The 26,268-nt window shown below is 72.8% G+C and carries 27 protein-coding genes; 14 read left to right on the plus strand and 13 right to left on the minus strand.

Features of this window, described 5'->3' with window-relative positions; genetic code table 11:
- Positions 1 to 58: 58 nt before the first annotated feature.
- Positions 59 to 880, plus strand: coding sequence for an SAM-dependent methyltransferase (locus IF28_RS0113960; RefSeq protein WP_030218855.1), 822 nt, complete (start codon positions 59 to 61; stop codon positions 878 to 880).
- Positions 881 to 949: 69 nt separating this feature from the next.
- Here the strand turns inward: IF28_RS0113960 and IF28_RS0113965 are convergent, their stop codons facing one another.
- Positions 950 to 1,870: a helix-turn-helix domain-containing protein gene (locus IF28_RS0113965; protein WP_030218858.1), complete on the minus strand. Its 921-nt coding sequence runs from the start codon at positions 1,868 to 1,870 to the stop codon at positions 950 to 952.
- 154 nt (positions 1,871 to 2,024) lie between these two features.
- Positions 2,025 to 2,255 carry a DUF397 domain-containing protein gene (locus IF28_RS0113970; protein WP_030218861.1) on the minus strand — a complete coding sequence of 77 codons (231 nt, stop codon included), beginning with the start codon at positions 2,253 to 2,255 and terminating at the stop codon, positions 2,025 to 2,027.
- 181 nt (positions 2,256 to 2,436) lie between these two features.
- Here IF28_RS0113970 and IF28_RS0113975 point away from each other — a divergent pair, with 181 nt between their 5' ends.
- The 4 genes from IF28_RS0113975 (at position 2,437) to IF28_RS0113990 (ending at position 7,954) form a co-directional block, all read left to right on the plus strand.
- The gene (locus IF28_RS0113975; protein WP_234325162.1) at positions 2,437 to 2,931 is read left to right on the plus strand and encodes an ATP-binding protein; all 495 of its coding nucleotides are present in this window, start codon (positions 2,437 to 2,439) and stop codon (positions 2,929 to 2,931) included.
- A 29-nt stretch (positions 2,932 to 2,960) separates the two neighbouring features.
- On the plus strand, positions 2,961 to 3,506 hold the full coding sequence (locus IF28_RS0113980) for a hypothetical protein (protein ID WP_030218867.1): 546 nt from the start codon (positions 2,961 to 2,963) through the stop codon (positions 3,504 to 3,506).
- Between the two features lie 210 nt (positions 3,507 to 3,716).
- Positions 3,717 to 6,455: a SpoIIE family protein phosphatase gene (locus IF28_RS0113985; RefSeq protein WP_030218870.1), complete on the plus strand. Its 2,739-nt coding sequence runs from the start codon at positions 3,717 to 3,719 to the stop codon at positions 6,453 to 6,455.
- Between the two features lie 134 nt (positions 6,456 to 6,589).
- Positions 6,590 to 7,954 (plus strand): FAD-dependent oxidoreductase, encoded by a 1,365-nt coding sequence (locus tag IF28_RS0113990; protein WP_030218872.1) that lies wholly within the window; start codon positions 6,590 to 6,592, stop codon positions 7,952 to 7,954.
- A 100-nt stretch (positions 7,955 to 8,054) separates the two neighbouring features.
- Here the strand turns inward: IF28_RS0113990 and IF28_RS0113995 are convergent, their stop codons facing one another.
- From IF28_RS0113995 to IF28_RS0114015, 5 genes are all read right to left on the minus strand, one after another.
- On the minus strand, positions 8,055 to 10,424 hold the full coding sequence (locus tag IF28_RS0113995) for a glycoside hydrolase family 65 protein (RefSeq protein WP_030218873.1): 2,370 nt from the start codon (positions 10,422 to 10,424) through the stop codon (positions 8,055 to 8,057).
- 127 nt (positions 10,425 to 10,551) lie between these two features.
- The gene (locus IF28_RS0114000; RefSeq protein ID WP_030218876.1) at positions 10,552 to 10,926 is read right to left on the minus strand and encodes a hypothetical protein; all 375 of its coding nucleotides are present in this window, start codon (positions 10,924 to 10,926) and stop codon (positions 10,552 to 10,554) included.
- Positions 10,927 to 11,013: 87 nt separating this feature from the next.
- Complete coding sequence (locus tag IF28_RS0114005; protein WP_030218879.1) at positions 11,014 to 11,535, minus strand: roadblock/LC7 domain-containing protein; 522 nt, start codon at positions 11,533 to 11,535, stop codon at positions 11,014 to 11,016.
- Positions 11,536 to 11,573: 38 nt separating this feature from the next.
- Complete coding sequence (locus IF28_RS0114010) at positions 11,574 to 12,350, minus strand: hypothetical protein (protein ID WP_030218882.1); 777 nt, start codon at positions 12,348 to 12,350, stop codon at positions 11,574 to 11,576.
- Positions 12,347 to 12,748 carry a hypothetical protein gene (locus IF28_RS0114015; RefSeq protein WP_030218887.1) on the minus strand — a complete coding sequence of 134 codons (402 nt, stop codon included), beginning with the start codon at positions 12,746 to 12,748 and terminating at the stop codon, positions 12,347 to 12,349. Before IF28_RS0114015 ends, IF28_RS0114010 begins: the two co-directional genes overlap by 4 nt.
- A 505-nt stretch (positions 12,749 to 13,253) precedes the next feature.
- Here IF28_RS0114015 and IF28_RS0114020 point away from each other — a divergent pair.
- Entirely contained in the window at positions 13,254 to 14,393 is a 1,140-nt protein-coding gene (locus IF28_RS0114020) for a hypothetical protein (RefSeq protein WP_037893204.1), read from the plus strand.
- Positions 14,394 to 14,618: 225 nt separating this feature from the next.
- On the opposite strand, the gene IF28_RS0114025 is transcribed toward IF28_RS0114020, so the two are convergent.
- Positions 14,619 to 15,728: a hypothetical protein gene (locus tag IF28_RS0114025; protein WP_051713746.1), complete on the minus strand. Its 1,110-nt coding sequence runs from the start codon at positions 15,726 to 15,728 to the stop codon at positions 14,619 to 14,621.
- 241 nt (positions 15,729 to 15,969) lie between these two features.
- Here IF28_RS0114025 and IF28_RS0114030 point away from each other — a divergent pair, with 241 nt between their 5' ends.
- From IF28_RS0114030 to tgmB, 3 genes are all read left to right on the plus strand, one after another.
- Positions 15,970 to 16,296 (plus strand): YkvA family protein, encoded by a 327-nt coding sequence (locus tag IF28_RS0114030; RefSeq protein ID WP_030218898.1) that lies wholly within the window; start codon positions 15,970 to 15,972, stop codon positions 16,294 to 16,296.
- A 120-nt stretch (positions 16,297 to 16,416) separates the two neighbouring features.
- Positions 16,417 to 16,608, plus strand: coding sequence for a putative ATP-grasp-modified RiPP (gene tgmA / locus IF28_RS0114035; protein WP_004935783.1), 192 nt, complete (start codon positions 16,417 to 16,419; stop codon positions 16,606 to 16,608).
- 16 nt (positions 16,609 to 16,624) lie between these two features.
- Positions 16,625 to 17,608: an ATP-grasp ribosomal peptide maturase gene (gene tgmB / locus IF28_RS0114040; protein ID WP_030218905.1), complete on the plus strand. Its 984-nt coding sequence runs from the start codon at positions 16,625 to 16,627 to the stop codon at positions 17,606 to 17,608.
- Between the two features lie 22 nt (positions 17,609 to 17,630).
- On the opposite strand, the gene IF28_RS0114045 is transcribed toward tgmB, so the two are convergent.
- Together IF28_RS0114045 and IF28_RS0114050 are read right to left on the minus strand one after the other, a co-directional pair.
- A complete protein-coding gene (locus IF28_RS0114045; RefSeq protein ID WP_030218908.1) occupies positions 17,631 to 17,846 on the minus strand; it encodes a hypothetical protein in 216 nt (71 codons plus the stop codon).
- A gap of 161 nt (positions 17,847 to 18,007) precedes the next feature.
- Positions 18,008 to 18,481, minus strand: coding sequence for a membrane protein (locus IF28_RS0114050; protein ID WP_030218911.1), 474 nt, complete (start codon positions 18,479 to 18,481; stop codon positions 18,008 to 18,010).
- A 190-nt stretch (positions 18,482 to 18,671) separates the two neighbouring features.
- Between IF28_RS0114050 and IF28_RS0114055 the strand changes: the two genes are divergently transcribed.
- Positions 18,672 to 19,646, plus strand: coding sequence for a GlxA family transcriptional regulator (locus tag IF28_RS0114055; RefSeq protein WP_037893232.1), 975 nt, complete (start codon positions 18,672 to 18,674; stop codon positions 19,644 to 19,646).
- Positions 19,647 to 19,659: 13 nt separating this feature from the next.
- Here IF28_RS0114055 and IF28_RS0114060 read toward each other — a convergent pair whose 3' ends face one another.
- Together IF28_RS0114060 and IF28_RS0114065 are read right to left on the minus strand one after the other, a co-directional pair.
- Positions 19,660 to 19,902 carry a DUF5133 domain-containing protein gene (locus IF28_RS0114060; RefSeq protein WP_030218918.1) on the minus strand — a complete coding sequence of 81 codons (243 nt, stop codon included), beginning with the start codon at positions 19,900 to 19,902 and terminating at the stop codon, positions 19,660 to 19,662.
- Between the two features lie 336 nt (positions 19,903 to 20,238).
- Entirely contained in the window at positions 20,239 to 22,008 is a 1,770-nt protein-coding gene (locus IF28_RS0114065; protein ID WP_030218920.1) for an ABC transporter ATP-binding protein, read from the minus strand.
- Positions 22,009 to 22,327: 319 nt separating this feature from the next.
- On the opposite strand from IF28_RS0114065, the gene IF28_RS0114070 reads away from it, so the two are divergent.
- The 4 genes from IF28_RS0114070 to IF28_RS0114085 all read left to right on the plus strand — a co-directional run bounded on the left by IF28_RS0114070 (position 22,328) and on the right by IF28_RS0114085 (position 25,684).
- Positions 22,328 to 22,741, plus strand: coding sequence for a VOC family protein (locus tag IF28_RS0114070; RefSeq protein WP_030218922.1), 414 nt, complete (start codon positions 22,328 to 22,330; stop codon positions 22,739 to 22,741).
- 118 nt (positions 22,742 to 22,859) lie between these two features.
- The gene (locus IF28_RS0114075) at positions 22,860 to 23,750 is read left to right on the plus strand and encodes a Gfo/Idh/MocA family protein (RefSeq protein WP_030218924.1); all 891 of its coding nucleotides are present in this window, start codon (positions 22,860 to 22,862) and stop codon (positions 23,748 to 23,750) included.
- Between the two features lie 308 nt (positions 23,751 to 24,058).
- Complete coding sequence (locus IF28_RS0114080; RefSeq protein WP_030218926.1) at positions 24,059 to 25,264, plus strand: glycoside hydrolase family 64 protein; 1,206 nt, start codon at positions 24,059 to 24,061, stop codon at positions 25,262 to 25,264.
- 198 nt (positions 25,265 to 25,462) lie between these two features.
- Entirely contained in the window at positions 25,463 to 25,684 is a 222-nt protein-coding gene (locus IF28_RS0114085) for a hypothetical protein (RefSeq protein ID WP_030218929.1), read from the plus strand.
- A 77-nt stretch (positions 25,685 to 25,761) separates the two neighbouring features.
- Here the strand turns inward: IF28_RS0114085 and IF28_RS0114090 are convergent, their stop codons facing one another.
- A complete protein-coding gene (locus IF28_RS0114090; protein WP_030218932.1) occupies positions 25,762 to 26,235 on the minus strand; it encodes a DUF5709 domain-containing protein in 474 nt (157 codons plus the stop codon).
- Between the last annotated feature and the right edge of the window lie 33 nt (positions 26,236 to 26,268).

Here is a 26,268-nt window from a genome sequence, read left to right on the forward strand (position 1 = left end):
TCCCTAGGATGTACTCCCTGTCCAGCCAGTCCAGTTGGCGCGGCCCGCAGGGGGAACGATGCACACCGGTAAGCAGCTGTCCACCGAGATCGACGCGTCCGTGCCGACGGCGGCGCGCATGTACGACTACTACCTGGGCGGCAAGGACAACTACGCGGCGGACCGGGCGGCGGTCGAGGAACTCGACAAGGTGGTCCCCAGCACCCGACGGCTGGCGCTGAACAACCGGCGATTCCTCCAGCGGGTGGTCCGCACCCTCAGCGAGGAGTACGGGATACGGCAGTACGTCGACCACGGTTCCGGTCTGCCCACCCAGGACAACGTCCACCAGGTCGCCCAGCGCATCGACCCGACCGCCCACGTGGTGTACGCCGACAACGACCCGATGGTGCTGGTGCACGGCCGCGCCCTGCTGGAGCAGGACCAGCGCACGGTGGTGATCCAGGCCGACCTGCGCGACACCGACGGGATATTCGGCCATCCGGAGACCGAGCGTCTGATCGACTTCTCCGAGCCGGTCTGCGTGCTGTTCAACTCGGTCTTCCACTGCATCCCGGACGACGACGCCGACGGCCCGCTCGCCCTGGCCCGCCGGGTGCGGGAACGGCTGGCTCCGGGCAGCTTCATGGTGATGTGCCAGCTCGTCAGCGAGGACGCCGAGGTCCGCAGGGCCGTCACCGACTTCATGGACCAGGCGACCCAGGGGCACTGGGGGCGCGTACGCAGGGAGCGGGACGTGGTGTCGTACTTCGAGGGCCTGGAGGTGCTGGAGCCGGGTCTGGTGGAGGTCTCCACCTGGCGGCCCGACACGGAGGTGGCGCCCCGTCAGCTCACCAAGGAGTGGATCGAGTTCGGCGGTGTGGGGCGGCTTCCGCTGTAGCCGCCGACGCCACGACGCCCCCGCCGGACCGTTCGGGTCCCACGGGGGCGTCGGCGCGTCGGCCCGCCGCTACACCGTGGCGTAGCGCTCCTTGATCGTCCGGTGCAGCAGATCCACCGATTCGCGCGGCTTGAGGGCCTCGTCGGCGAGGCGGTCCAGCGCGATCCGGTACTCCTCCGTCTCGTCGCGGTCCTCGAGGAAGTTGGCGCTCCTGATGTGCTCCAGGTAGACCACGTCGGGCAGGTCGAGGCCGCCGAAGCGCAGATAGGTGACGGGTATGGCGGGAGCGGACGCGTTCGTCACGTCCAGCGGGACGATCTGCACCGTCACATTGGTGCGCCCGGCCAGCGTCACCAGGTGCTCGAGCTGCTCGCGCATCACGGCGCGGCTGCCCAGGACGCGCAGCAGAACGGATTCGTCGATGACGGCCCAGATCTGCGGGGCGTCCTCGCGCTGCAGCAGTTCGGCACGGCGCATCCGCAGTTCGACCCGGCGCCGCACCTCGCCGGACGGGACGTTCGGCAGGCCCCGCTCGACGACCGCGCGGGTGTAGGCGGCGGTCTGCAGCAGTCCGGGGACGTACTGGATCTCGAACGTACGGATGGTGGCGGCGGCTTCCTGGAGGCCGACCAGACGGTCGAACCACTCGGGCATCAGCCGCTTGTCGTACCGCTGCCACCAGCCCGGCTCACCGGCCCGCCGGAGCAGTTTCAGCAGCACCGAGGCCTCGTACTCGTCGGTGCCGTACCGCGTCAGGAGTGCGAGGACATCGGCCTCGGTCGGCGGGCGCCGGCCCTTGCCGGACTCGATGCGGGAGAGCTTCGCCGGGCTGAAGCCGACGGAGCGGGCCGCCTGCTCCTGGGACAGTCCGGCATCGTCACGGAAACCGGCCAGCTGCACACCGACCAGCATCTTCAGCAGGGTCGGAGCGGGCTCGGACCTGTCCAGATAGGGTTCCAGACGGGAGATTCGAGGCGACGCGGCGGACATCCTGACTCCCAGCAGACCGGCACAAGGGCGATTCACACTATCGCATCTGACTGTCCCTCACCGCATCCACGTGCGAAAGCCGAGCGGAAGTAGTGAACGGTGCTCCGCTTCCCGGCACCGGCCCGGGAGGCCCGCGCCGGTTCGCCGCGGGCGTTCAGACCAGGTGGTCGAACTCGCCGTCCTTGGCGCCGGCCAGGAACGCCGCCAGCTCCGCCGCCGTATAGACGAGTGCCGGGCCGTCGGGGTCCCGGGAGTTGCGCATCGCGACGCTCCCGTCGGGCAGCGGGGCCACCTCGACACAGTTGCCCTCGGCGTTGCTGTGCCGGCTCTTGATCCAGCGGGCGCCCAACTGGCCGGCCCGCACTCCGTTCCGCACTCCTGCCACCGCTGTCTCCTTGCTGTCCCGGTCCGCCGGTGCGCGCCGTTCGGGGGTCCGGACGCGCATCGGCGAAAAATCTCGCGCAATTTCTCGTGCAATTGCACACGAGCGCTCTCAGCGTGGATAATAGCCGTGGCGTCAACCCCCGTGTTGACGCCCCGTCCTGACGTCGCATCGGGGAGATGCCGTGTCATCACCTGCGCTTCCACCGCTCCGGCCACCGGCCGGGACGGTGATCCGGACGGCGGGCGCCCGCGTGGCGCCCGCCCGCCCGGTGCCGGAGACGGCCCGCCCCGTGTCCCCCTCGGCCGGCCTGCGCACCGGGTGCGGCCGGGAGGGGCCCGCGCGGGCGCGGGCCTTCACCCCGGACACCCTGTGCGCCCGGCCGCCGGGCGACCGCCGCGCCGACGCCACCCTGCTGATCACCGAGCTCATCGCCGACGCCGTGACCCACACGGCACCGCGGCGCGCGGGTGCGCCGGACGTCCGGCCGAGGTCCTGCCGGGAGCCCACGCACCCGCTGCCCAGCGCCACCGACTCCGACGACCACCCGCCCGTCCGCACCCCCGGCGCCGGCTCCGGCCCGGCGGAGCACGGCCGGGGACCGCGCATCGTCGACGCCCCGGCCGAGGGCCGGGGCAAGACGGTGTGGGTCCAGTTGTCGACCCGCCCGCCCATCTGACACGACTGCCGCGGAAAGGCATCCACGCCATGCGCAGCGCTTCTACGGAACAACCGAGCAGCGAGCGCCCTGTGCGCCACACGTCCCCCACCAAAGTGGCCCGTACCACGCCCCTCACCGCGGTGTCCCGCGTGCCGTGGGCGGACATGCAGGACTCCACCGGATCGGCGGCCGCCATCCCGCTGCTGCTGAACGGCATCGCCTGGGGGGACGCCCGCACGGCCCGCACCGCCCTGGAGGATCTGCGCAAGCGGATCTGCCAGTACGGCTTCGTCACGGAACAGGCGACCGCCGCCACGGTCCCCTTCCTCTGGGAGCTGGCCCAGCTGCCGCACATCACCTGCCGGGTCCGGATCATCCAGCTGCTCAAGGCCATCGCCGACGCCCGGCAGTGGGAGAGCACCGCCGCCGCCTACCCCAAGCTGCTCAACCGCCGCGAGAACCCGGTGGTGTGGGAGCGGGCCGCCCGGCAGGCGGTGCGCGCCCGGCGCGGCGACCTGAACCGGCTGCTGGCCGAGCCGGACACCGAGATCGCCCGCGCCACCACGGAGCTGGCCCGCGCCCTGGCCGACTGAGGCCGCGGAGCACGGCCGCCGGGGTGGCCCGGTCGAAGAACGCGCGCGGCCCTTCGGGGGACGAGCCGCGCGCTGGGGGGAGGGTCGCGCGCGGTCAACGGGGGGACGGCCGCGCGCGACCCGGAAATCCTGTGACGGATCGGTGACGACCCGCCGGTCGGGCGGGTGGCGCCTCTCGCCTCGCACGGCGCGGCAGTGTAGACATGGCACATGGTCCGACTCAAGGGTCGATCCCAGGCCCGGTCGTCCCTGCGGCCCGGTGCCGCGGCGTCCGTACGGCGCCGGCGGGACGCAGACGGCCGCTCCCGGTGGCGTCCGGCGGCGGGACTGCGGTCGGTGCTGAGCGGGCGCAGCGTCGCCGGCCAGGTGTTCGTCCTGCACCTGGTGATCGTGCTGCTGCTGGTGGTGGCCGCCGTCGTGGCGCTGGTGCTCCAGGTCCGGCGCGACAGCACCCAGGAGGCCCGCAACCGTTCCCTCGCCGTCGCGGAGACCTTCGCGAACGCGCCGGGCATGGTCGAGGCGCTGGAGTCCCCCGATCCCACGGCGGTGCTCCAGCCGCATGCCGAGGCGGTGCGCGAGCAGGCGCGGGTCGACTTCGTCGTGGTCATGAACACCGACGGCATCCGCTACACGCATCCCAAGCCGGACCGCATCGGCAAGAAGTTCGTCGGCACCCTCGGGCCCGCGCTGGCCGGGCAGCCGGTGGTGGAGGAGATCAAGGGCACCATCGGGCAGCTGGTGCAGGCCGTGGTGCCGGTGAAGGATTCCGGCGGCCGGGTGGTGGGCCTGGTGTCGGCGGGCATCACGACCGAGCACGTCGGCGGGGCGGCGGAGGACCAGCTGCCGCTCGTACTGGGCGCGGCACTGGCCGCGCTGGCCCTGGCGACCGGGGGCGCGGCCCTGGTCAGCAGACGGCTGCTGCGCCAGACCCACGGCCTGGGTCCGCACGAGATGACCCGGATGTACGAACATCACGACGCGGTGCTGCACGCGGTGCGCGAGGGCGTGATCATCGTCGACGGCGACGGGACGCTGATGCTCGCCAACGACGAGGCACGCCGGCTGCTGGGCCTGCCCGAGGACGCCGAGGGCCGGCACGTGCTGGACCTGGGGCTGGATCCCGGCACGGCCGAGCTGCTGTCCTCGGGCCGGGTCGCCACGGACGAGGTGCACCTGGTCGCCGACCGGCTGCTGGCCGTCAACCAGCGGCCCACCGACCGGGTGGGCGGTCCGCGCGGCAGTGTGGCCACGGTCCGCGACTCCACCGAGCTGCGCGCCCTGTCCGGCCGGGCGGAGGAGTCACGCGAGCGGCTCAACATGCTGTACGACGCCGGTGTGGGCATCGGTACGAGCCTGGACGTCACCCGCACGGCCGAGGAGCTCGCCGAGCTGGCCGTGCCGCGGTTCGCCGACTTCGTCACGGTGGACCTCTTCGAGGCGGTACTGGCGGGCGGTCATCCGGACGCGGGCGGCGTCCTGCGGCGTGCGGCGTCGACGGGGGGCGGCGAGGACGCCCCGCTCTACCCCACCGACCAGCAGATCCGCTTCGTCGAGTCGTCCCCGCAGGGCGTCAGCCTGGCCACCGGCCGGCCCGTCCTGGAGCCCCGGCTCAGCGAGGCTCCGGGCTGGCACGCGCAGGACGTGGAGCGCTCCGGGCAGGTCATGGAGTACGGCATCCACTCGCTGATCACCGTGCCGCTGCGGGCCGGGGCGCTGGTGCTGGGGGTGGTCAGCTTCTGGCGTTCGCGCAAGGACGAGCCGTTCGACACCGACGAGCTGGCGCTGGCGGAGGAACTGGTCGCGCGGGCCGCGGTCTCCATCGACAACGCGCGGCGTTACACGCGCGAGCACGGCATGGCGGTGACGCTCCAGCAGAGCCTGCTGCCGCGCACGCTGCCCGACCAGAGCGCCCTGGAGATCGCCTACCGCTACCTTCCCGCGCAGGCCGGTGTCGGCGGGGACTGGTTCGACGTGCTGCCGCTGTCCGGGGCCCGGGTCGCGCTGGTGGTCGGCGATGTCGTCGGACACGGGCTGCACGCCGCGGCCACGATGGGGCGGCTGCGTACGGCGGTGCACAACTTCTCCTCGCTCGACCTTCCGCCCGACGAGCTGCTCGCGCTGCTCGACGAGCTGGTCGGCCGTATCGACCAGGACGAGGCACAGGACGACGAGAGCGCCCCGGTGACGGGAGCGACGTGTCTGTACGCGGTCTACGACCCGGTCTCCCGGCACTGCACCGTCGCCCGCGCGGGTCATCCCCCGCCCGCCCTGGTGCGGCCGGACGGCAGTGTGGAGTTCGTGGACGTGCCCGCCGGTCCCCCGCTGGGGCTCGGCGGTCTGCCGTTCGAGTCGGCCGACCTGGAGCTTCCCGAGGGCAGCCGGCTCGTCATGTACACCGACGGGCTGGTCGAGGACCGGGAGCACGACATCGACGTAGGCCTGGAGCAGTTGCGCGAGGCGCTGTCCCGGGCCGGCGACTCCCCCGAGGAGACGTGCAGGGTCGTACTGGAGTCGCGGCGGCCGGCCCGGGCCGTCGACGACATCGCGCTGCTGGTGGCGCGGACGCGGGCGCTGCCCGCCGACCGGATCGCCGAGTGGACGGTGCCGGCGGATCCGGCGGCCGTCGGCGAGGTGCGGGCCGCGGTCACCCGGAAGCTGGCCGAGTGGGGGCTGGACGAGCTGGCGTTCAGCACGGAGCTGATCCTGAGCGAGCTGGTCACCAACGCGCTGCGCTACGGCGGCTCCCCCATCCGGGTGCGGATGCTGTGCGAACGCCATCTGATCTGCGAGGTGTACGACAGCAGCAGCACCTCGCCGCATCTGCGGTACGCGACGATGACGGACGAGGGCGGGCGCGGGCTGTTCCTGGTCGCCCAGCTCGCCGAGCGCTGGGGCACCCGCTATCTGCCGGCCGGCAAGGTCATCTGGGCCGCACAGCCCGTTCCCTGAGCCATAAGGCGAGGCAGGGGCACCTCATAAGTGAGGCTTATGAGCCCATAGACCGGACCCGCGTACCAGGTAAGGCATGCCTCAGTTTAGGCTTCCCATCGAGTCGCCTGTCATCGCTCGAAGGGAACCTGACCATGCCCCGCCCCCTGCGGGTAGCCATCGTCGGATCCGGCCCCGCCGGGATCTACGCCGCCGACGCCCTGCTCAAGTCCAGCGTGGCCGCCGAACCCGGCGTGTCCATCGACATCTTCGAGCGCATGCCGGCGCCGTTCGGACTGATCCGCTACGGTGTCGCCCCCGACCACCCGCGGATCAAGGGCATCATCACCGCCCTGCACCAGGTGCTCGACAAGCCGCAGATCCGGCTGTTCGGCAATGTGGACTACGGCACCGATGTCCACCTGGACGATCTGCGCGCCTTCTACGACGGTGTGATCTTCGCCACCGGCGCCACCGCGGACCGCGCGCTCTCGATCCCGGGCATCGACCTGGACGGTTCCTACGGCGCCGCGGACTTCGTCTCCTGGTACGACGGCCACCCGGACGTGCCGCGCACCTGGCCCCTGGAGGCCGAGAAGGTCGCCGTGCTGGGCGTCGGCAACGTCGCGCTCGACGTGGCCCGTGTGCTGGCCAAGACGGCCGACGAACTGCTGCCGACCGAGATCCCGGCGAACGTGTACGAGGGCCTGAAGGCCAACAAGGCGCTGGAGATCCATGTCTTCGGCCGCCGCGGCCCGGCGCAGGCGAAGTTCAGCCCGATGGAACTGCGGGAGCTGGACCACTCCCCCAACATCGAGGTCATCGTCGACCCCGAGGACATCGACTACGACGACGGCTCCATCGCGACCCGGCGCGGCAACAAGCAGGCCGACATGGTCGCCAAGACCCTGGAGAACTGGGCGATCCGCGACGCCGGCGACCGTCCGCACAAGCTGTTCCTGCACTTCTTCGAGTCGCCGACGGAGATCCTCGGCGAGGACGGCAGGGTCGTCGGCCTGCGCACCGAGCGCACCGAACTCGACGGCACCGGCAATGTGAAGGGCACCGGCGAGTTCAAGGACTGGGACGTCAGCGCGGTCTACCGGGCCGTGGGCTATCTGTCCGACAAGCTGCCCAAGCTGCCCTGGGACCTCGACTCGGGCACGGTCCCGGACCGGGGCGGGCGCGTCCTCCAGGAGTCCGGTGAGCACCTGGAGTCCACGTACGTCACCGGCTGGATCCGGCGCGGTCCGGTGGGCCTGATCGGCCACACCAAGGGCGACGCCAACGAGACGGTGGCGAACCTGCTGGAGGACTACGCGGCGGGCCGGCTCGCCGCTCCCGGCGCCCCCGCCCCGGAGGCCGTCGACGCGTTCCTCGCCGAGCGCGGCATCCGCTTCACCACCTGGGACGGCTGGTACCGCCTGGACGCCGCGGAGAAGGCGCTGGGCGAAGCGCAGGGCCGCGAGCGTGTGAAGCTCGTCGAACGTGAGGACATGCTCCGCGAGAGCGGCGCCTGACCCGCCGAAGGGCCCGGTTCCGAGCGCCCGTCCGGTCCGTACGCGGACCGGACGGGCGCCCGGGCGTCCACGGCGGGTCCGCCCGCGGGCCGGCCGGCGGTCAGTCCGGGAGGGTCAGGCGGTCCGTCTCGCCCGGGCGGAGACGGACCGTGCGGTCCGGGAGGTGGACCTCGATCGGGGTGCGGCCGGAGGCCGGTACGGCGACCTCCAGCAGGTCGTGCTCCAGCCGGAGCCGGACGCCCCAGTGTCCGTGGTAGCGCAGGGTGAAGCCGTAGGAGGAGAGTTCGGGCAGGGGGACGGGGTCGAGCCACAGGGCCCCGCCTCGGGTCTCCAGGCCGGTCAGCCCGCGCTGGACGAGGTCGAGTGTGCCGGCCATGGCGCCGAGGTGGATGCCCTCCCCGGTGGTACCGCCCTGGATGTCGGCGATGTCCGCCTGGAGGGCCTCCTGGCAGAACTTCCAGGCGTCCGCCCGCCGGGCCCGGGCCAGCACCCAGCCGTGGACCAGACCGCTGAGGGTGGAGCCGTGGCTGGTGCGGTGCAGATAGTGGTCGACGGTGCGCCGCCAGGTCCGTTCGTCCAGGCTCACCCCCAGTCTGCGGAAGACGGACTGGAGTTCGGCGGGCGAGAAGAGGTAGCCCAGCATCAGGACGTCCGCCTGCTTGGACGCCTGGTAGTGGTTGACGGTGTCGCCCTCGGCCTCCAGCAGCCGGTCCAGGCGCCGGATGTCTCCGTACCGGTGCCGGTAGCCCCGCCAGTCCAGCTCGGCGAGTTCGCCGTAGCCCTCGAACTGGCTGATGACACCGTGGTGGAAGGGGACGTACAGGGTGCGTGAGACCTCCTCCCACCGCTCGAGTTCCGCCGCGTCCAGTCCCGTCCGCTCGGCGAGTTCACGGCGGCGCGGCTCGGGAAGAGCGCGCAGTACGTCCAGGGTGCGGGCGAGCACCCAGGCGGCCGTGACGTTGGTGTACGCGTTGTCGTCGAGGCCCGGCTCGGCGGCGTCCGGGTAGGCGTCGTGGTACTCGTCGGGACCGACCACGCCCTTGACGCGGTACCGGCCCAGATGGTCGTCGTAGGCGGCCGTGTCCGCCCAGAAGCGGGAGATCTGCAGCAGCGTCTCGGCGCCCTTGGTCTGCAGGAACTCCTGGTCGCCGGTGGCCTCGCAGTACTGCCACACGTTGTACGCGATCGCCGATCCGACGTGGTGCTGGAGACGGGAGTGGTCGGGCAGCCAGCGGCCGGAGCGGGGGTTGAGGTGCAGCTGCTGGGTCTCCTCCCGGCCGTCGCTGCCGCTCTGCCACGGATACATCGCGCCCCGGTGCCCGGCGTCCCGGGCGGCGGTGCAGGCGCGCTCCAGACGGCGGTGACGGTGGTGCAGCAGCGCGCGGGACACCTCGGGGAAGTGCAGGTTGAGGTACGGCAGGACGAACAGCTCGTCCCAGAAGACATGGCCCCGGTACGCCTCGCCGTGCAGCCCCCTGGCCGGCACCCCGACGTCCAGGTCGGCGGTGTGCGGGGAGAGGGTCTGCAGGACGTGGAAGAGGTGCAGCCGCAGGATGCGGCCCGCCTCACCCGGAACGTCCAGCTCGGCCCGGCGCCACAGCTGCTCCCAGGCCGTCAGATGCGGCGGCAGCAGCTCGTCGAAGCCGCCCGCCCGGGTCACCCGGTCCACGGCGGCGTGCAGCGGGTCGCTGATCGCGGGGTCGCGGGAGGTGTGCAGGGCGACGATCTTGTCGACGGTGACCGTCTCCCCGGCGGCGAGCTCCAGGCGGGTGGTCTGCAGGGCGCGCGGGCGGTCGTGCCGGTTGACGACGGGCGCGGGCGAGGTCAGCCGGGCGGCGAGCGCGATCCGGATGTCCGAGGTGCGGGTGCGGCAGCGCAGCCACACGGTGTCCGCGGCGGTCGTCCCGGTGAGCACATGGGTGAGGTGACGGCCGTCCAGGTCCCGGTAGCGCGGCACACCGGTGTTGGTGACGTCGCCGTCGAGCGCGGCCTCGGTCTCGAGCGGGCCGGAGAAGCCTTCGGCGGTGAACTCGGTGCGCAGGCCCGCCAGATGAGGGGCGGCCATGTGCACGAACCGGTGCTGGCGCACCAGCAGCGTCCGTCCCGCGCCGAGGCCGAACCGGGTCCGGCGCTCCAGCAGCCCGGACGACAGATGCAGCGTCTCGCCGTGGTCGAGCACGGCCGCGGTGTCGGGGGTGAGCCAGGGCTCGCCGGGGAGCCGGAAGCGCAGCGGCAGCCAGTTGGGCAGGTTGACCATGTCCTCGTTCTCGACATGCCGTCCGGCGACCTCGGAGACCAGCCGGTTGTAGATACCGGCGGCGTACGTGCCGGGATAGTGCACCTCGTCGGCGGAGCACTCCGGCAGCGCCCCGCGGGTGGCGAAGTATCCGTTGCCGAGGGTGCACAGTGACTCCCTCAGCCGCGCCCCGTCGGGGTCGTACCCCTCGTTCTCCCAGGTCCAGCCCGTCACTGCGCCGCTCCTCCCGCCGACGGCAGGCGGTCGACCACCGGAGTACCCCTGGCGGGTGCCCCGCACACACGCCCCGGCCGCCGGCGGGCCCTTCGCACCCGGGGGCGCGAAGGGCCCGGGCACCGGGTCAGACCTCGAGGTCGGCTTCGATACGGCGCAGCTGGTGCCGCGCCATCGCCAGGTTGGCCCGGGTGCTGTCGAGCACCAGATACAGGAAGAGGCCGTTCCCGCCCCGTCCCTTGAGCAGGCGGACGAGGTGGTACTGGCTGCTCAGGGTGATCAGGATGTCCTCGATCTCGTCGTTCAGCCCCAGGTGCTCCATGGTGCGCAGCTTGGACCGTACGACGTCGGTGTTGCCGGCGGCGGCGATCTCGAGGTTGAAGTCCTTGCCGCCGCCCAGCGTGCCGAGGGCCATGCCGCTGGTGTAGTCGACGAGTGCGGCCGCCGTCGCGCCGTCGATGGAGCTGAGGCATTCCTTGAGCGCGGTCTCGGTGTTGGCCATGGGTGGGTGTCCCTTCTGTCGTGATGGGTGATCCGGGCCGGCCGCCGGGTCCTGCGAGGGCGTCCGGCCGTGGGAGAGAAGCAGGCGTCAGCCGCCGGGCTGGGGCCGGGGCCGGTGTGCGGGCCGCTGCGGGGTCCGCACCGGGAGGGTGCCGATGGGCCGGGCCGGGATCTCCCCCGGCTCGGGGGTCTGCTCGCGGAGCGCGAGCCGGTCGGCGTGCCGCCCGCCGCCCGGGCCGCTGTGGGTGTCCACCAGCTCCGCGATCCGGGCGCCGCTGCGCCGTCCCTCCAGATGCAGCCGGCCCACGTTGACCCTGTCGTCGGCGAGGAGGGTGAGAACGGCCGTGGTGCCGGCCGCGTAGGTCGCGATATAGCCCTTGCCGCCCCGCACCAGCAGTTCGCGGAAGTCGCCGCGGGCGGCGGCGTCCGTCATCCGGTGGGCGACCCCGAGCGCGGCGGCGGTGAGCGCGGCCAGCCCCTCCGGTTCGGCGTCGGGGACGTCGTGGGCGAGGACGAGTCCGTCGACGGTGGCGGCGAGGGAGCCCGTCAGTTTGGGTATCCGGGTACGGAGCCGACGCAGTTCGTCCAGCACGTCGGTCTCGACGGCCATGAGCAGTCTCCTTTCGGCACGCTGCCGGCGCGCGCGGATCACAGGGCCTCCAAGGCGTCCAGGAGCCGTCTCAGCAGGGCTGTGTCGGGCTCGTCCCACGCCGCGCCGCCCGTGTCGGGGACGGCGTGGACGGGCGTGGCGGGCGGGGGCGGCGCGGGGGTGACCAGTCCGCCGGCAGCCAGGCGGCGCAGTTCGACGAGGGTGTGGAAGGTGCGGTGGGCGAGGGCGGAGGCGATCTGTGCGGCGGTGCGGGCGCCGTCGACCTGGGCGAGGGTGCGGGCGCGGCGGGGCGGCAGTTCGGCGGGGCCGGTGCCGGGCACGCGGGTGAGCGGGGCGGTGTCGACGGACGGGTCGGGCCAGATGCGGTGCAGCAGGTCGCGGCGGCGCCGTGACTCGCCGAGGACGGTCGACACCGGTACGGGGCGGACCGCGCCGAGCCAGTGCGCGACCCCGGGGCGGAAGCGGAGCGTGGCGCCGTCGTGGACGAGCGCGAAGTACGCGGCGTCGAACAGGGCGCCCAGATGGCACAGTTCCAGCGCGCCCGTGGTGAGGCGGCCGCTGTCCACCAGCCGGCGGCCGACGCCGTGCGCGGCCCCCGCCTGTTCGACCGCGTCCCACCAGCCGGCCGGGGCGACGGCGCCGCTGCGGGTGAGCAGGTCTCCGAGGTCGGGGCTGTACGCGGACTCCACGTGGACGACGCGTCCGGCCGAGAGGTAGAAGATCCCGGACTCCGTGGAGAGCGCTCCGGTGGCGTGGTCGGCCGCGAGGGTGCCGAGCAGTTCCGGCGCGGTTCCGTCGGTGCACGCCGTGGTCATCCGAGCACCAGCCGGTCCGCCATCTCGGCCAGCCGGATCCGGGCGAGGGCGAGGTTGCCCGCTTCGCGGTCGAGCCAGAGGTACAGGAACACGGTGCTGTCGAACGTGGTGATGACGAAGCGGATCAGGTGGTAGGCGTCGGCGGTGGTGAGGATCAGGTCGTCGACGGGTGGTTCCTTGCCGGTTCTCGGGTGGCCGCCGTCGGCGGGGGCGAGCGTGCCGCTCTCCATCGCCAGACGGGCGAGTTCGGCGGTCTCCGCGGCGGTGGCCTCCGCGTCCTCGCCCGGGGCCTCGCCCACCGCTCCCAGGGCGAGTCCGCTGATCCAGTCGACGACCAGGGCGCCGCGGGCACCCGGCAGTCGCATGGCTTCCAGCAGACTCTCGTCGATTCCGGGCACGCCGGATCCCCCTTCTCGCACGGCTGTACCGCGAACGTGACGTCGACGCTACGGTGTGTGCACGGGCGAGGTGAGGGGTTTGGCGTTTTCCGGGGGAATATGCGACGTGGGCCGTGCGGCGCTGGTAGGGTCCGGGCCTTTGTCCGGTGTGAAGGGGCTCCGTCCCTCCCGGCCCGCGGTCGGCGGCCCCTGCCCACCCCACCACCCGACTCGGTGGCTCGAGAAGGGGCCGGGGGTGCGGGTGAGCGTTCGGGACGGGTGCGGGTGCGTGCCCGCCCGGCCCGGGGCGGGCGGGGGCGGCCCCGGTGCGGATGGTGGGTCTCCCCCGCCCGCCGGGGACATTGTGGTGGGCGTGGGCGGGTGGGACCACGTGTGGAGGGCGGTCGGCTTGTGTGCGGTGCGCACACCCCGTGTGCGACACGCCGTCGGTGGAGCCCGGGATCACCCCGTCGGGCGACGGCGGCGATACTGGCAGGAGCACGCGCCCCCGTTCACGACTGGACCCATGTCGACCACCCGTTCAAGCCGCCCCACCGTCCCGCCCACCGTCCGGCTGGCCCGCGGTCGCCACACCGGCAGAGCCGACGCCGCGCTCCGGCACACCCTGCACTGGCTCAAGGCCGGCCAGGACATCGACGACTTCCTGGAACTCCCCGCCCCCGAGACGGAACCCGACCTGGTGTTCGAGGCCCGCAGCCGGGTCGGCGACGGGGTCACCGTGCGCGCCCGGCTGAGCCTCGCGCCGGGCACGGACGCGGGCCGGGACTGGATCCTGGTCGCCGAGGCGGAGCAGCCCTGGGACCCTTCCTGGCCGTCCCCGGCCGCCATGTTCTGGCCGGCGGAACCGGCGCCGGACGCCGAGTGGAACACCGACCCGGTGACGGGAGTACGGCCGGGCGCCGCCAACCCGCTGCCCGAGGACGACAAGGCCGTACGGCGGCTGCTGCGGGACTGCGCGCGCGACGCGTGGCACATCCATGTCGTCGTCCATGAGGCGATGACGCCGGACGAGCGCGGCCGGCTGCCGCTGACGCGCTGGCTGCCGCCGGGGCTGCGGGACCGTGTCGTGGAGCACCGGGCCGCGCCCCAGCAGTCGCGCGTGGCGAACTGGGCGCTGCGGGAGTTCGGTGTGGAGGTTCCGCGCGGGGGTGCGGTGGTGCTGCCGGGCGCTCCGGCTCCCGAGGGGTACGAGGCCGACGCCTTCGCCGTACGCGCGGTGTATCTGGACGGGACGGAGCCCGTTGAACTCGTGGACGCGGTGGTTCGGTACGACGCGTTGCCGCGTGCGCTGCCGGAGGGGGCGCAGGCCGCGCTGACCGCGCTGCGGGAGGAGTGGCGGCTGCTGACTCTGGTTGAGGAGCTCGATCGGGAACGGGCGCTGGTGGCGCGGTATGCGGAGGCGCTGGATGCGATGACCAAGTCCCGGGACCTGTATCGGGAGGCGGCGGAGCGGGCGCATGAGGCGTTGGCGGTGTTCCGGGAGTCCGCGGGGGCGGGTTCGGGGGAGCCTGCTGTGTCGGCGGAGGTCTCGACGCCCTCGTCTCCCCTTCAGGGGCTCACCCGTACGTTGGAGTGGCTGAAGGCCGGCAACAGGGGGAGGCGTTCCGCTCCCGAGGATCCTGCGCCGGCTGCGCCGGACCAGTAGCGGGTGCGGCCGCGGCGCGGCGTCCTGCGAGGTGCCCCGGGTGGGGGTGGGGCGGGGGGTGTTCGCGCGGCCCGGCGCCTGCGGGGTGCCGTCGCGCCCACCCGTGCCGCCCCAGCGGCACGACTGCCCGCGCGGCCGCGGAGGCGCGCGGCTGGCCGCGGAGGGCGGGGGCGGGCGGCCTCGGTTGGCCGCGGGGGCGGGGGCGCGCGGTTGGGCGGCGTGGTGTTATAGCGCCTGTGTTCGGGGGTTCGGCCACGGGGTGGGGAGGGGTGCGGCCAGGCGGGTTATCAGCGCCGCCAGGGAGAGAACCGCCGCTGTCGCCGCGGCTGCCGTCGCGAGCCAGGCCGGCGCCAGGGCGAGGTCCATCAAGGTGGACAGGGTCGACGACGGCAGGGAACCCGGGTAGGCGTGGGCCGTGGTCAGGAACGCCGAGACCGCGACCGCCCCCGCCAGGATCATCGCGCCGGGGCGCACCACCAGCAGCAGCGCCAGCAGCGTGCAGAGGACCGACAGGCCGATGGTGGAGGCGTGCAGGCCCAGTGAGACACCGTCGTGCCGCAGCGGGAAGTGGGTCACCCCGCACACGGCGAGGGCCACGGCGGCCAGCCGGCCAGATCGGACCACGGACCTGACCGGACGGCTCACGCCGGCGTCGGCGCCCTCGGTGCGGGGCGGCTCCGTGAACGGCCGCTGGGCGGCCAGACGGTCGATCAGTTCGACCAGTTCGTCGACGGTCCGGCCGATCGCCGCCGCCCGCAGCGCCTCTTCGCGGCAGTGGGGCGCCAGCGGTTCGCTGTGCAGCAGCGTGACGAGGAGGGTGACGTCGTCGACGGAACGGTGGGCCGCCGCCGCGCGGATCGTCTCGTCCGCGCTGGTGGCGTCGCGCGGCGGCCGGGTCAGCAGGGCCACGAGCCGGGTGACGTCCTCCACGGAACGGTCGACCCCGGCGGCGCGCAGCGCGTCGACGACGGCACGCGTGTGCTCGGGCGAGCGTTCCAGCGCGGTGATGAGGTCGACGACCTCCTCCAGGGGCCGGTCCGCCACGGCGGTGCGCACGAGGTCGCCGACCGGATCGTGGTACGGCGTTCCTGGGGCCGGAGGGTCGGGCGGGGCGGGGGGACGGGCGGGGTCGAGCGGGTCCAGGAGGTCGACGGTGGCCACGGGATCGTACGGAGGGCCCGGATCGAGCGGTCGGGTCGTGGTCAGGACGGTGCGGTCCGAGCCGCGGGTGCCGGTCCCGGCGGCCGTCGTGGCGGGGGGCGGCGAGGGCGGCTCGGCCGGTATGGCCGGTATTTCCGAATCGGCCGGGGTGCGTGAGGACGAGAAAGTGGTCATGATCGCCTCCAGGGGAAGGGCTGATGACCATTACTAGATGCCCCCACCCTTCCCTGCCACTTGGTTGAGCCACCGGGATGACCTGCGGCGATCCGGTGTCGCACGGGGATCGCGCCGGGCATCGGAGGCGTGCGCGCATGGCTGGTCCCGGACGTCATACCGGCGCCGGGAACGGGAATCCGGTCTGTGCGGGCTGCGTCGCCGCGGTCCGCGGCACGGACGACGGAGGGAGGGCGGTCCCATGGAGACGACCACCGTGGTGCTCGTCGTCGCCGCGGTCCTGGCGGCCGCGGTGCTGGCCGGCGCGGTCGCCGTACTGGTCCGACTGGTGCGCACCCGGCGTGAGTTGCGTCACGCCGGACTGCCGACGGGGCCCCGCTGGGTGTTCTGGGGGGCGGTTTTCTATCTGGTGCTGCCGGCCGATCTGCTGCCCGATCCCGTCTACTTGGACGACATGGGCGTACTTCTGCTCGCTCTGCGCACCATGCGCGGTTCCTCCGGCGCCCGGGCGCCCGGAACGCACCTCGGGCGGGGCGGCCGACGCCCCGCCGATGATTACGCTCCGTGAGGAAACCAACCACTCGTTCGATTCGTATAAGTCTCTGAAAGCCAAATGAAGTCGGCGGACCAAGCGACGGCGCACAGAGGGCCGTTGCCTGCTCGACGCAGCACCGACGAGGGAGAGACGATGCAACCGTTCGCGCTCAACTACGCACGTCCGGCGGTGGAGTTGGCCGTTGCCACTCCGTACGCGTATGACTCCGGACTGCAGTTGAACGTACTCGGGGACGGACGGATCGCGGCCTGCGACCACGCGCTGTTGCGCGAGGTGGGGACGACGACGTCCACCGCGGGCTCCAAGACCCACTTCGACGACTGAACGCGGACCGTAGACGATGACCGTGCTGATCCTCACCGGTGAGGAGGATGTGACCGCCGACATGGTGGTCGTCCATCTGAACGGCTCCGGCGTGCCGGTGGTGCGCCTCGATCCCGCCGATCTGACGGACGGTGTCTCACTGTCCGCCGAGTATGTCCACGGCCGCTTCCGCGGCCATCTGTCCGCCGGCGGCAGGCTGGTGAGCATCAACGGGCTGCGGTCGGTGTGGGTGCGCCGGCCGGGTGCGCCGGCGGGGCACGCGCCGCATCCGTCCGCGTGGCTGACCGAGGAGGCGTCGCAGGCGCTCTACGGGATGCTGCGCGGCTGTGACGCGCGCTGGATGAACCATCCGGACGCTGCCCGGCAGGCCCGCCACAAGCCGTGGCAGTTGCGGCTGGCCCAGCGCTGCGGCCTGCCCGTGCCGGCCACGGTGATCACCACGTTCCCGCGCGCGGCGCGGGAGTTCGCGGAGCGTTTCCCGGACCTGGTGGTGAAGCCGGTGTCGGGAGCCCATCCGCAGGACCCGCCGCGGGCGGTGCCGACCAGCAGGGTGGCGCCGGACACCGACTTCTCCGCCGTCGCCTTCGGGCCGACGCTGCTGCAGCGGCGGATCGCGAAGCGGGCCGACATCCGGCTCACCGTGGTGGGCGAGACGCTGCTGGCGGCCCGTAAGGCGGTACGGCCGGACGCGGATCCGGAGGAGGTGGATGTGCGTTTCGCCGCCCCCGGGTCGCCCTGGGAGCCGGTCGAGGTCCCGGCGCGCACCGCCGACGCCGTACGCGCGTATCTGCGCCGGGCCGAACTGGCGTACGGCGCTTTCGACTTCGCCGAGGACGCCGACGGGACGTGGTGGTTCCTGGAGTGCAACCAGTCGGGGCAGTTCGGGTTCGTGGAGGTGGAGACGGGACAGCCGATCGCCCGGACGATCGCCGACTGGCTGTCCCGTCCCATTCCCGAGGAGCCCGTGAAACTGGACGAGGCGGGCAGCACGGTCCGGTGAGGGACCGTCGGCCGCCCGGTGGTCAGTGCGGCCGCGGTCCGGGCAGCAGGGCGGTGCGCTGCCAGCCGTTGCCCGGGGACTGCGGGCGGTCGAGGCCGGGGCCGTAACCGGGAGACTGCGCGGGCCGCATGACCAGCTCCAGTTCCCTGCTCACGCGTTCGGCTTCGCGGCGCACCTGTGCGGGCACGTCGCCCTTCTCCGCGATGAGTCGGTCGTAGATGGGGGAATCCTGGAACACCCGTCAACGTGCCTTTCTGCTCGTCGGCCCCGATGCGGGACGCGATTGCAGAGTCTAGGCGGCCGGACCCCCCGAGGGGGGAATTCCCCGGTACAAGCGGATACAGAACGGACGCCGCGGAAGTGCGGCGCACTTCGGACGCCACGGATGGAACCGGACGGTCATGCTCCGGTCGTCGAGCCGGGGCGGACGATCATCAGGACGGTGACGGTCGCCCAGAGCAGATTGAACACCCCGGTGAACATGGCGAGTCGTACCGTGTTCCGCCGGTCGACGGGCCGGCGCTCGTCCAGCTCTGTGATGATCTCCTCCTGCGCGGGCAGTACGAAGGCGATCAGGACGCCGGCGGCGGCCGCGGTCAGGGCGATGGAGGTGATGAGCCAGCCGTCGCCCAGGACGCCCATCGCCAGGGCGGTGGCGAGACCGAGGACGGGCACCGCGATCCCCATCCGGGCGTAGACCCCGCAGATGCGGTGGAGCAGCGTGACGGTGGTCACGGCCGTCGCGACGGGCCCGTCGCCCCCCGCCGGGACGGCGCGGCGCGCGGCGGGCGGGAACATGCTCGCGGCGACGGTGACGGGGCCTACGGCGATGATGGCGGCCAGGACGTGGAGGGACAGCAGGAGCTTGGTCACCGGAACTCTTTCCATGGTGTGATCGGCGGTGCCGGGCTCACGTTAGGAGCCCGCCCGGTGATCACCCAGGGGCTGGAACGACAGCTTCCAACGGGTTCCCGCCAACACCGCTCACCTGGGCCGGCGCCCGGTCGTCCCGCTGTTCCCCCCGGTTCGGGCGGGTGGCGGGAATCCGCCTATCGTGGCGGTCATGCACTCCGTGGCGATTCTGGTTCTCGATGGGGTCGTGCCGTTCGACATGGCGGCGCCCATGCAGGTCTTCGACTGGACGCGGCTGCCCGACGGCCGGCGCGCGTACCGGGTGCGGCTGTGCGCCGAGCGGCCGGAGGTGCTCGCGGACGGCGGTTTCACCCTGCGGGTCGAGCGTGGGCTGGAGGCACTGGCGGACGCCGACACGGTCATCGTCCCGGGCCGTGCCGAGGACGCGCCCCCGCCGTCCGCCGGCGTGCTGGCGGCGCTGCGCGCGGCGGCCGGGTCGGGCACCCGGATCGCCTCGGTGTGCGTGGGCGCGTTCGTGCTGGCGGAGGCCGGGCTGCTGGACGGGCTGCGGGCCACCACGCACTGGGTGGCCGCCGACCAGCTCGCCCGCGCGTTCCCGGACGTGGATGTGCGGCCGGACGTGCTCTACGTCGACAACGGGCAGATCCTCACCTCGGCCGGTGCCGCCGCCGCGCTGGACATGTGCCTGCACATGATCCGCCGGGACCTGGGCTCGGCCGTGGCCGCGAACGCCGCCCGGATGTCGGTGATGCCGCTGGAACGGGAGGGCGGGCAGGCGCAGTTCATCGTGCACGAGCACCCGCCGGTGCCCCGGGGCTCGGATCTGGAGCCGCTGCTGGACTGGATCGAGGACCATCTGGCGCACGAGGTCACGCTCGGGGCGATGGCGGCGCGCGTGAGCATGAGCGAGCGGACGTTCAGCCGCCGGTTCCGTGAGCAGACGGGGACCACGCCGTTGCAGTGGCTGCTGCGGGCGCGGGTGCGGCGGGCGCAGTATCTGCTGGAGAACAGCGACTACACGGTCGAACGGATCGCCCAGCAGGCGGGGTTCGGCTCGCCCACGGCGTTCCGTGAGCGGTTCCGCAAGGTGGTGGGGACCACGCCGTACGCGTACCGGTCGACGTTCAACGGACGACGGGTGAACGGGGAGCGGGTGCCCCGGTGAGCGTCCGGCCGGTTCAGACGGCCAGGGACAGACCGTCCTCCCCGTCCGCGCCGGGGGTCCGCGCCTGGTCGAGCAGGGCGTCGGCCAGGACGATGGCCTCGTGCACGCCGGACGCCCCCATCGTCACGCAGAGCGTGTCGCAGACGGCTTCCAGTTCACGCGCCGCGTCCGGCGAATAACGCTCCGCCTGGGCTATCCGCAGCGTCGCGTACAGCGTCAGCAACTGTCTGACGGCCTTCGGATCCGGTACGAGCACGAAGCGCCCCTCTCTGGTTTTCGCTCCGTATGCCCGAACCAGCCGAAACCACGCACGCGGTATGCCCCGGCAGCCACAATTGACCGAAAACACCCGCACACCGACCGCGTGGGCGCGGAAGCCCGTCCGTCCCGCCCCCGGGCTGCGCCCCGGCCCCGTACGGACCCCGAGCGAAGGCCCGGGGCCGGAGCCGAGGGCAGGCCGGGACACCCCCGACACGCCCCCGGGAGTGCACTCCGTCATGACGGCGGCTCTGGCCGGGCACGGCAGAGCACCTCACCCGGGCCCGGGCCCGCGGCCCACACGGCTTGGCCGGATCCCGTCCTCACCGGGCGGTCAGGCCGCCTGGCCGGTGTGCAGGGCCGTGTAGGCGCCTCCGCGGTGCAGGAGGTCTTCGTGGGTGCCCGTTTCCTGGATGCGGCCGTCGGACATGACCACGATGCGGTCCGCGCCGCGCACCGTGGAGAGGCGGTGGGCCACGACGAATGTGGTGCGGCCGCGCAGCAGGCGGGCCAGGGCCTGCTGGACCAGGGCCTCCGAGCGGGTGTCCAGCGCGGAGGTCGCCTCGTCCAGGACGAGGACCTTGGGGTCGCGGATCAGCGCGCGGGCGATGGCGAGCCGCTGGCGCTGGCCGCCGGAGAGGCGTGCGCCGCGCTCGCCGACGAGGGTGTCGAGGCCCTGGGGCAGCCGGTCGACGAACTCCAGCGCGTTGGCGTCGCGCAGTGCGGCCCGTACCGTCTCCTCGTCGGCGTCGTCCATGCCGTAGGCGACGTTCTCCCGGACGGTGCCGTCGAACAGGATCGACTCCTGGGGCACCACCGACAGGAAGCGCCGGTAGGTACGCAGGTCGAGGCTGTTCATGTCGGTCCCGTCGAGCAGCAGCCGGCCGGACGTCGGACGGATGAAGCCGATCACCAGGTTGAGCACCGTGGACTTGCCCGCCCCGGACGCGCCGACGAGCGCGATGGTCTCGCCCGGGGCGACGTCGAGGGTGAAGTCCCGGACGGCGGGCCGCCCGTCGTTCTCGTACGCCAGCCCGACGCCCTCGAAGGTGATCGCGCCGCGCAGCCCGTCGACCTTCGCCTTGCCCTCGTTGTCCTCCAGCTCGGGAGCCTGGAGGACCTCGCCGACGGAGCGGACGGACTCCAGCCCCTTGGCGATGACCGGCGTCAGCCCCGCCAGGGTGGTCGTGGAGTTGGTGAGCGTGGTCAGGAAGGCGCTGAGCATCACCACGTCACCGGCGGAGACGTTCCAGACGCCGTAGTACGAGATGAGCGCGGCGCCGGCCAGCACGGACACGCCGACGACGTTGAGGACGACCCAGGCCAGCGAGCCGAACCGGCCGTTGACCAGGTCCAGGCGCATTCCGGAGGTGAGCAGCCGGTTGAGGGTGCCGTCCATCCGCCGCAGCGCCTTGCCCTCCAGTCCGTGGGCGCGGGTGACGGGGATGAGCCGGGTCATCTCCGTCACCCGGGAGGACAGGGTCTCCACCTCGTGGCGGAAGCGCTCGTTGTGTGTGCGCAGCCGGGACCGGAGCCGGGCGACCAGCAGGGCGGCGGCGGGCACGACGATCAGGAAGACGGGCAGGAACTCGGGGGTGCGGATCCCGATGATGACGAGTCCGCCGGTGAGGACGGTGAGCGCGCCGAGCCCGGTCTCCGCGGTCTGCTGCACCATCTGCTCGACGGTCTCCACGTCCCGTACGACCTTGGCCTGGAGCACACCGGCGCTGACCCGGGAGTGGTAGCCGATGGAGAGCTGCTGCATCCGGGTGCACAGGGCGGAGCGCAGCGCGGTGCCCATGCGGCGGACGCTGCCGTAGAGCAGCCGGACGTAGAGCAGGTGCAGCGGAAAGTTGACCAGCAGGATGAACATGATGACGCCGGTGCTGGTCCACAGCTCGGCTATCGGCCGGTGCTGTACGACGGTGTCGATGATGGACGCGGTGATCAGCGGCAGCAGCCAGACCGGGCTGTGCTTGAACGTGAAGACGCCGACCGCGGCGGCGAGCCGGCCGCGGTCGGCGCGGAACAGATAGGCGAGGGTGCGGATCGGGTGCTCGCCGCGGTAGCGGTGGTCGAGCGGTCGTGCCGGCGACGACGCCATGGGTGGTGGTCCTCCCCTGTGTGCTCTGATCAGCAGGCGCAAGCGCCTGAGCAAGCGCTTTCCAAACCCGTGTGCCAGGAGTACACCAGGGCGCACGGAGGGCCGCCCCCGGCGTCCAGCGCCTGAGACGGGCGGGTCGACGCTGCCGGGCGGCCCCGGAAAGCGCGTACCAGCCTGGTCCTCGAACGGGCCGAAATCCAATAGAAGAACGCGAACGCATTCAGTGGGCGGGGTGCTGAATCCCCGCCGCCGCGCGAGGCCCGGTGCGCGGCGTTACGCTGCGCGCAGCCGACCCTTTCGGGACTTTTCTGGAGGAATCATGGCCTCGCTCCTCAACCCCTATCTGAGCTTCGACGGGGACGCACGGCAGGCGCTGGAGTTCTACAAGGACGTCTTCGGCGGCGAGCTGCGCCTCAACACCTTCGGCGAGTTCGGACAGCCCGGCGGCGACCACGCCGACAGGATCATGCACGGCATGCTGGAGAGTCCCTCCGGACTCACCCTCATGGGCGCCGACATGCCGCCCGGCACGGAGTACTCCCCGGGCAACACCTTCGCCGTGAGTCTCAGCGGCGACACCGAGTCCGAACTGCGCGGCTACTGGGACAAGCTGTCCGCCGGGGGCTCGGTGTCCGTACCGCTGGAGAGGCAGATGTGGGGCGACGTGTTCGGGATGTGCACGGACCGCTTCGGCGTCCCCTGGATGGTCAACATCAACCAGCCCGGGGACTGAGCACCGCGTCCGTTGACAGGGCGTTCGCGCGCGGCTCACCGTACAGACCGGGGCGCGCCCGCGGAGCGCGCCGGAACACCGGTCCGGCGGCGCTCGCCGGTCCTGGAGAGGCGGCGGCATGCGGATCGGACTGCTCGGTACCGGCCCCTGGGCACGGATGGCACACGCCCCCGCGCTCGGCGGGCACCCGGACCTCGACTTCGCCGGCGTGTGGGGCCGCCGGCCCGACGCGGCGAAGGAACTGGCCGAGCTGCACGGCACCCGGGCGTACGACGACGTCGAGGAGCTGTTCGCCGACGTGGACGCCGTCGCCGTGGCCCTGCCGCCGGCGGTGCAGGCGGACCTGGCGGTGCGCGCGGCGCGGGCCGGGTGCCATCTGCTGCTGGACAAGCCGCTCGCCCCGACCGTCGCGCAGGGGCGGGCGGTGGTCGAGGCGGCCGGGGCGGCGAGCGTCGCCTCCGTCGTCTTCTTCACCACCCGCTTCCAGCCGGAGCCGGAGGCGTGGATCACCGAGCAGGCACGTACGGGCGGCTGGTTCACCGGGCGGGCGCAGTGGCTGGGGGCGGTGTTCACCTCCGAGGGCAGTCCCTTCGCCGACTCGCCGTGGCGGCGGGAGAAGGGCGCCCTGTGGGACGTCGGACCGCACGCCCTGTCCGTTCTGCTGCCGGTGCTCGGCGATCCGCGCCGGGTGACGGCGGCGGCGTACGGCCCCGGCGACACCGTCCATCTCGTCCTCGACCACGCCGGCGGCGCCTCCAGCAGCCTCACCCTGAGCCTGACCGCACCCCCGGCCGCGTCCGGTGCCCTGGTCGAGCTGCGCGGCGCGGCGGGCGTCACGACGCTCCCCGAGGTCTCCGAGGGCGCGGTGCCGGCCCTCGCCCGGGCCGCGGACGCCCTGCTCACCGCGGCCCGCACCGGCGTCCCCCACCCCTGTGACGCGGCGTTCGCCCTCCGGGTGACGGAGATCCTGGCCACGGCGGAGTCCCTGACCTCCGGCGGGGCGCGCTGACGGCCGCGCCGGACGACTGCGGAACGGAGCACTCCCGGCGCGCTCCGTGGCCGTCCGGCCCAGGCCGGCTTAAGCGGCCCTTAAACGCCGGTTAAGCGATCGTCGGGTCCGCGCCGGATCTTCGAACATCCGCAGGTCAGCGTGGTGGTGCGGACAAGTCGGACCGTTGGCCGGAGCCCCGGCCGTCCCTAGCATCACTACCGCGCGCCGGTCCCGACGTAGCGCATGAGAGCGCTCTCAGCAGCGCTGCTCCCGTCGGGCGGCCGGCGTGGTCAGGAACCCGCACGAGCCTCCGGGAGACCCCCCACATGACTCCTCGTCACCAGCGCGACCTCGGCCGCCGCAAGCTCCTCTTCGCCCTCGGCGGCGCCGCCGTGGCGATCCCCGCGGCGGCGGCGATCGCCCCGCACGCCCTCGCGGACCAGTCCGGTGAGCGGAAGGCCGGCACGGCCGCGGCGGGCGCCCTGCCGCTGACGATCGTCAACGGCAGCGGCTCGTTCGACAACGGCAACGTGCACGTCTACATCGTGGGCAACGCGGACGGCCGTCAGGTCCGGGTCACCCCGGAGGGCACCGTCGCCCCGGTCGCGGCCTCCGACAACGGCTCCGACGGCTTCACCGACTACGCGATCGGCCTGGCCGGCAGCGGCGAGACCAAGCTGTCCCTGCCGTACATGTCCGGCCGGATCTACGTCTCCCTCGGCGCGAAGCTCAAGTTCAAGGTCGTCGAGGACGGCAACGGCAACGCGGCGCTGCAGTACCCGGCCGGCTGGGTCACCTCGGACCCCAACTACGGGGTGCTGCACGACTGCGCGGAGTTCACGTACAACTCCTCGGGCATGTTCTGCAACACGACGATGGTCGACATGTTCAGCGTGCCGCTGGGCATCCGGCTCACCGGCTCCAAGGACCAGACCACGGGCACCGTCCGCGAGGGCGGCCGGGCGGCCGCGTTCGCCGCCGTCGAGAAGGTGGAGGCGTTCTCCCGGCTCGTCGTGGACGACACCCGGATCATCGCCCCCGGGCACGGTCTGGACGCGGGACTGTTCGCGAAGGACTACCTCGCCCCGTACATCGACGAGGTGTGGAGCACGTACACCGGCCGGGACCTCAAGGTCACCACGAACGCCGGTACCTTCACCGGCCGGGTGCGCGGCGAGCGGTTCACCTTCGACGGGCCCGCCCAGGTCTCCTTCGGCAGGCCGTCCACCCGGGACGTCCTCTTCTGCGACGGCGCCCTCGCCGCCCCCAACGACGGCACGACGGGCCCGGTCGCCGCGGTGCTGGGCGCGGGCTTCAACCGTTCGACGCTGCTCAGCCACCCCGACCAGCCGACGACGAACGCCCCGGACTTCTACGGCACCGAGCTCACCAACCACTACGCGAAGGCCGTCCACACGGCCACCGAGGACGGCAGGGCGTACGGCTTCGCCTTCGACGACGTGGCCGACTTCGCCTCGTACATCCAGGACACGGCCCCCACGGGCCTGCGCCTGACACTCGGGGCCTTCTAGCCGGGGCCCGTCCGGCGGCCCGGGGAGGAGGTTTCCCCCGGGCCGGGGAAGGTACCCCGGCAGCCAGGAGGAGCGGCCCTTCACCGCGGTGCCGCGAGCGTTCCGGATGCACGGCGGGCTCCCGCGTTGAATGGTGAGTATCGGACCCGATGACAGCACCGGGGCCGCCACAGCGATCCGGACCCGAGGAGCCAGAAGATGTCGACGTCCCAGCCCGACGCGTCCCAGCCCGACGCGTCCCGGCAGGCCGGGGACCGTGCCACCCCGGACAGCCTGCTGCACGCCCGCACCGGCACCGACGTGTCGCCGGAGGACCTGGTTCTCGCCTCCGGCAAGGACCTCACCCCGGACAGTCTCGAGTGGGCCAGGCGGAAGCTGGACGAGGAGGGACCCTCCGCCCTGGACAAGATCCTTCCCTGAGCCTTCGTACGGGCCGGCGCCGCCGGGTCCGGTGCTCGCGCACCGGACCCGGCGGCGCCGTTCTCCGGCCCGTACGGTCAGGTTCCGTCGCGGTCGCCGTCCTCGACGACGTGCATCGCGGCCTCCTCCGCGCCGGCCGCCCCGCCGTCGACGCCGACGTCCTCGGCGACGGTCTCCTTCGTGGTGTCGGCGCGGGCGCCCTCGTCGGGGGCGACCAGCCGTCCGGCGCGGCCGGTGCCGGCCTCCGGGTCCACCGGCTCGCCCTCACCGCCGGGCAGGTCGCCCACCGTGTCCCCGGCGGGCCCGGCCGCGTCCGGCACCTCCTGGGCGAGCCGCTGGTCGAGGCTCTCGCCGTCGTGCTGCTCACCTGCCGTGGTGCCGTACTTGGTCACCCCGAGCGGCTTCTCCGGCGGGGAGTAACCCTCGTCGAGGGTCTCGTCGTAGGTCCGTTCGCCGAGCGCGTCCTCCATGTCGAGGGGTGCGGCGTCCGCCTGCTCCTCGTTGTTCCCGGTGGGCTGGTACGCGTCGTCCCCCATCGGTTCGGTGCCCATGGGCTGCCTCCCTGTCACGCTGCGTCGGCTCGT

It is taken from the genome of Streptomyces sp. NRRL WC-3626, assembly GCF_000718785.1.
Taxonomy (GTDB): Bacteria; Actinomycetota; Actinomycetes; order Streptomycetales; family Streptomycetaceae; genus Streptomyces; species Streptomyces edwardsiae.

What these genes read in the sequence shown, in the direction of transcription:
- IF28_RS0113960 (WP_030218855.1), top strand. Translation starts at nt 59, where the DNA reads ATGCACACCGGTAAGCAGCTGTCCACCGAGATCGACGCGTCCGTGCCG.
- IF28_RS0113965 (WP_030218858.1), bottom strand. Translation starts at nt 1,870, where the DNA reads ATGTCCGCCGCGTCGCCTCGAATCTCCCGTCTGGAACCCTATCTGGAC.
- IF28_RS0113980 (WP_030218867.1), top strand. Translation starts at nt 2,961, where the DNA reads ATGCGCAGCGCTTCTACGGAACAACCGAGCAGCGAGCGCCCTGTGCGC.
- IF28_RS0113985 (WP_030218870.1), top strand. Translation starts at nt 3,717, where the DNA reads ATGGTCCGACTCAAGGGTCGATCCCAGGCCCGGTCGTCCCTGCGGCCC.
- IF28_RS0113990 (WP_030218872.1), top strand. Translation starts at nt 6,590, where the DNA reads ATGCCCCGCCCCCTGCGGGTAGCCATCGTCGGATCCGGCCCCGCCGGG.
- IF28_RS0114000 (WP_030218876.1), bottom strand. Translation starts at nt 10,926, where the DNA reads ATGGCCAACACCGAGACCGCGCTCAAGGAATGCCTCAGCTCCATCGAC.
- IF28_RS0114005 (WP_030218879.1), bottom strand. Translation starts at nt 11,535, where the DNA reads ATGGCCGTCGAGACCGACGTGCTGGACGAACTGCGTCGGCTCCGTACC.
- IF28_RS0114010 (WP_030218882.1), bottom strand. Translation starts at nt 12,350, where the DNA reads ATGACCACGGCGTGCACCGACGGAACCGCGCCGGAACTGCTCGGCACC.
- IF28_RS0114020 (WP_037893204.1), top strand. Translation starts at nt 13,254, where the DNA reads ATGTCGACCACCCGTTCAAGCCGCCCCACCGTCCCGCCCACCGTCCGG.
- IF28_RS0114025 (WP_051713746.1), bottom strand. Translation starts at nt 15,728, where the DNA reads ATGACCACTTTCTCGTCCTCACGCACCCCGGCCGATTCGGAAATACCG.
- IF28_RS0114030 (WP_030218898.1), top strand. Translation starts at nt 15,970, where the DNA reads ATGGAGACGACCACCGTGGTGCTCGTCGTCGCCGCGGTCCTGGCGGCC.
- tgmA (WP_004935783.1), top strand. Translation starts at nt 16,417, where the DNA reads ATGCAACCGTTCGCGCTCAACTACGCACGTCCGGCGGTGGAGTTGGCC.
- tgmB (WP_030218905.1), top strand. Translation starts at nt 16,625, where the DNA reads ATGACCGTGCTGATCCTCACCGGTGAGGAGGATGTGACCGCCGACATG.
- IF28_RS0114055 (WP_037893232.1), top strand. Translation starts at nt 18,672, where the DNA reads ATGCACTCCGTGGCGATTCTGGTTCTCGATGGGGTCGTGCCGTTCGAC.
- IF28_RS0114065 (WP_030218920.1), bottom strand. Translation starts at nt 22,008, where the DNA reads ATGGCGTCGTCGCCGGCACGACCGCTCGACCACCGCTACCGCGGCGAG.
- IF28_RS0114070 (WP_030218922.1), top strand. Translation starts at nt 22,328, where the DNA reads ATGGCCTCGCTCCTCAACCCCTATCTGAGCTTCGACGGGGACGCACGG.
- IF28_RS0114075 (WP_030218924.1), top strand. Translation starts at nt 22,860, where the DNA reads ATGCGGATCGGACTGCTCGGTACCGGCCCCTGGGCACGGATGGCACAC.
- IF28_RS0114080 (WP_030218926.1), top strand. Translation starts at nt 24,059, where the DNA reads ATGACTCCTCGTCACCAGCGCGACCTCGGCCGCCGCAAGCTCCTCTTC.
- IF28_RS0114085 (WP_030218929.1), top strand. Translation starts at nt 25,463, where the DNA reads ATGTCGACGTCCCAGCCCGACGCGTCCCAGCCCGACGCGTCCCGGCAG.
- IF28_RS0114090 (WP_030218932.1), bottom strand. Translation starts at nt 26,235, where the DNA reads ATGGGCACCGAACCGATGGGGGACGACGCGTACCAGCCCACCGGGAAC.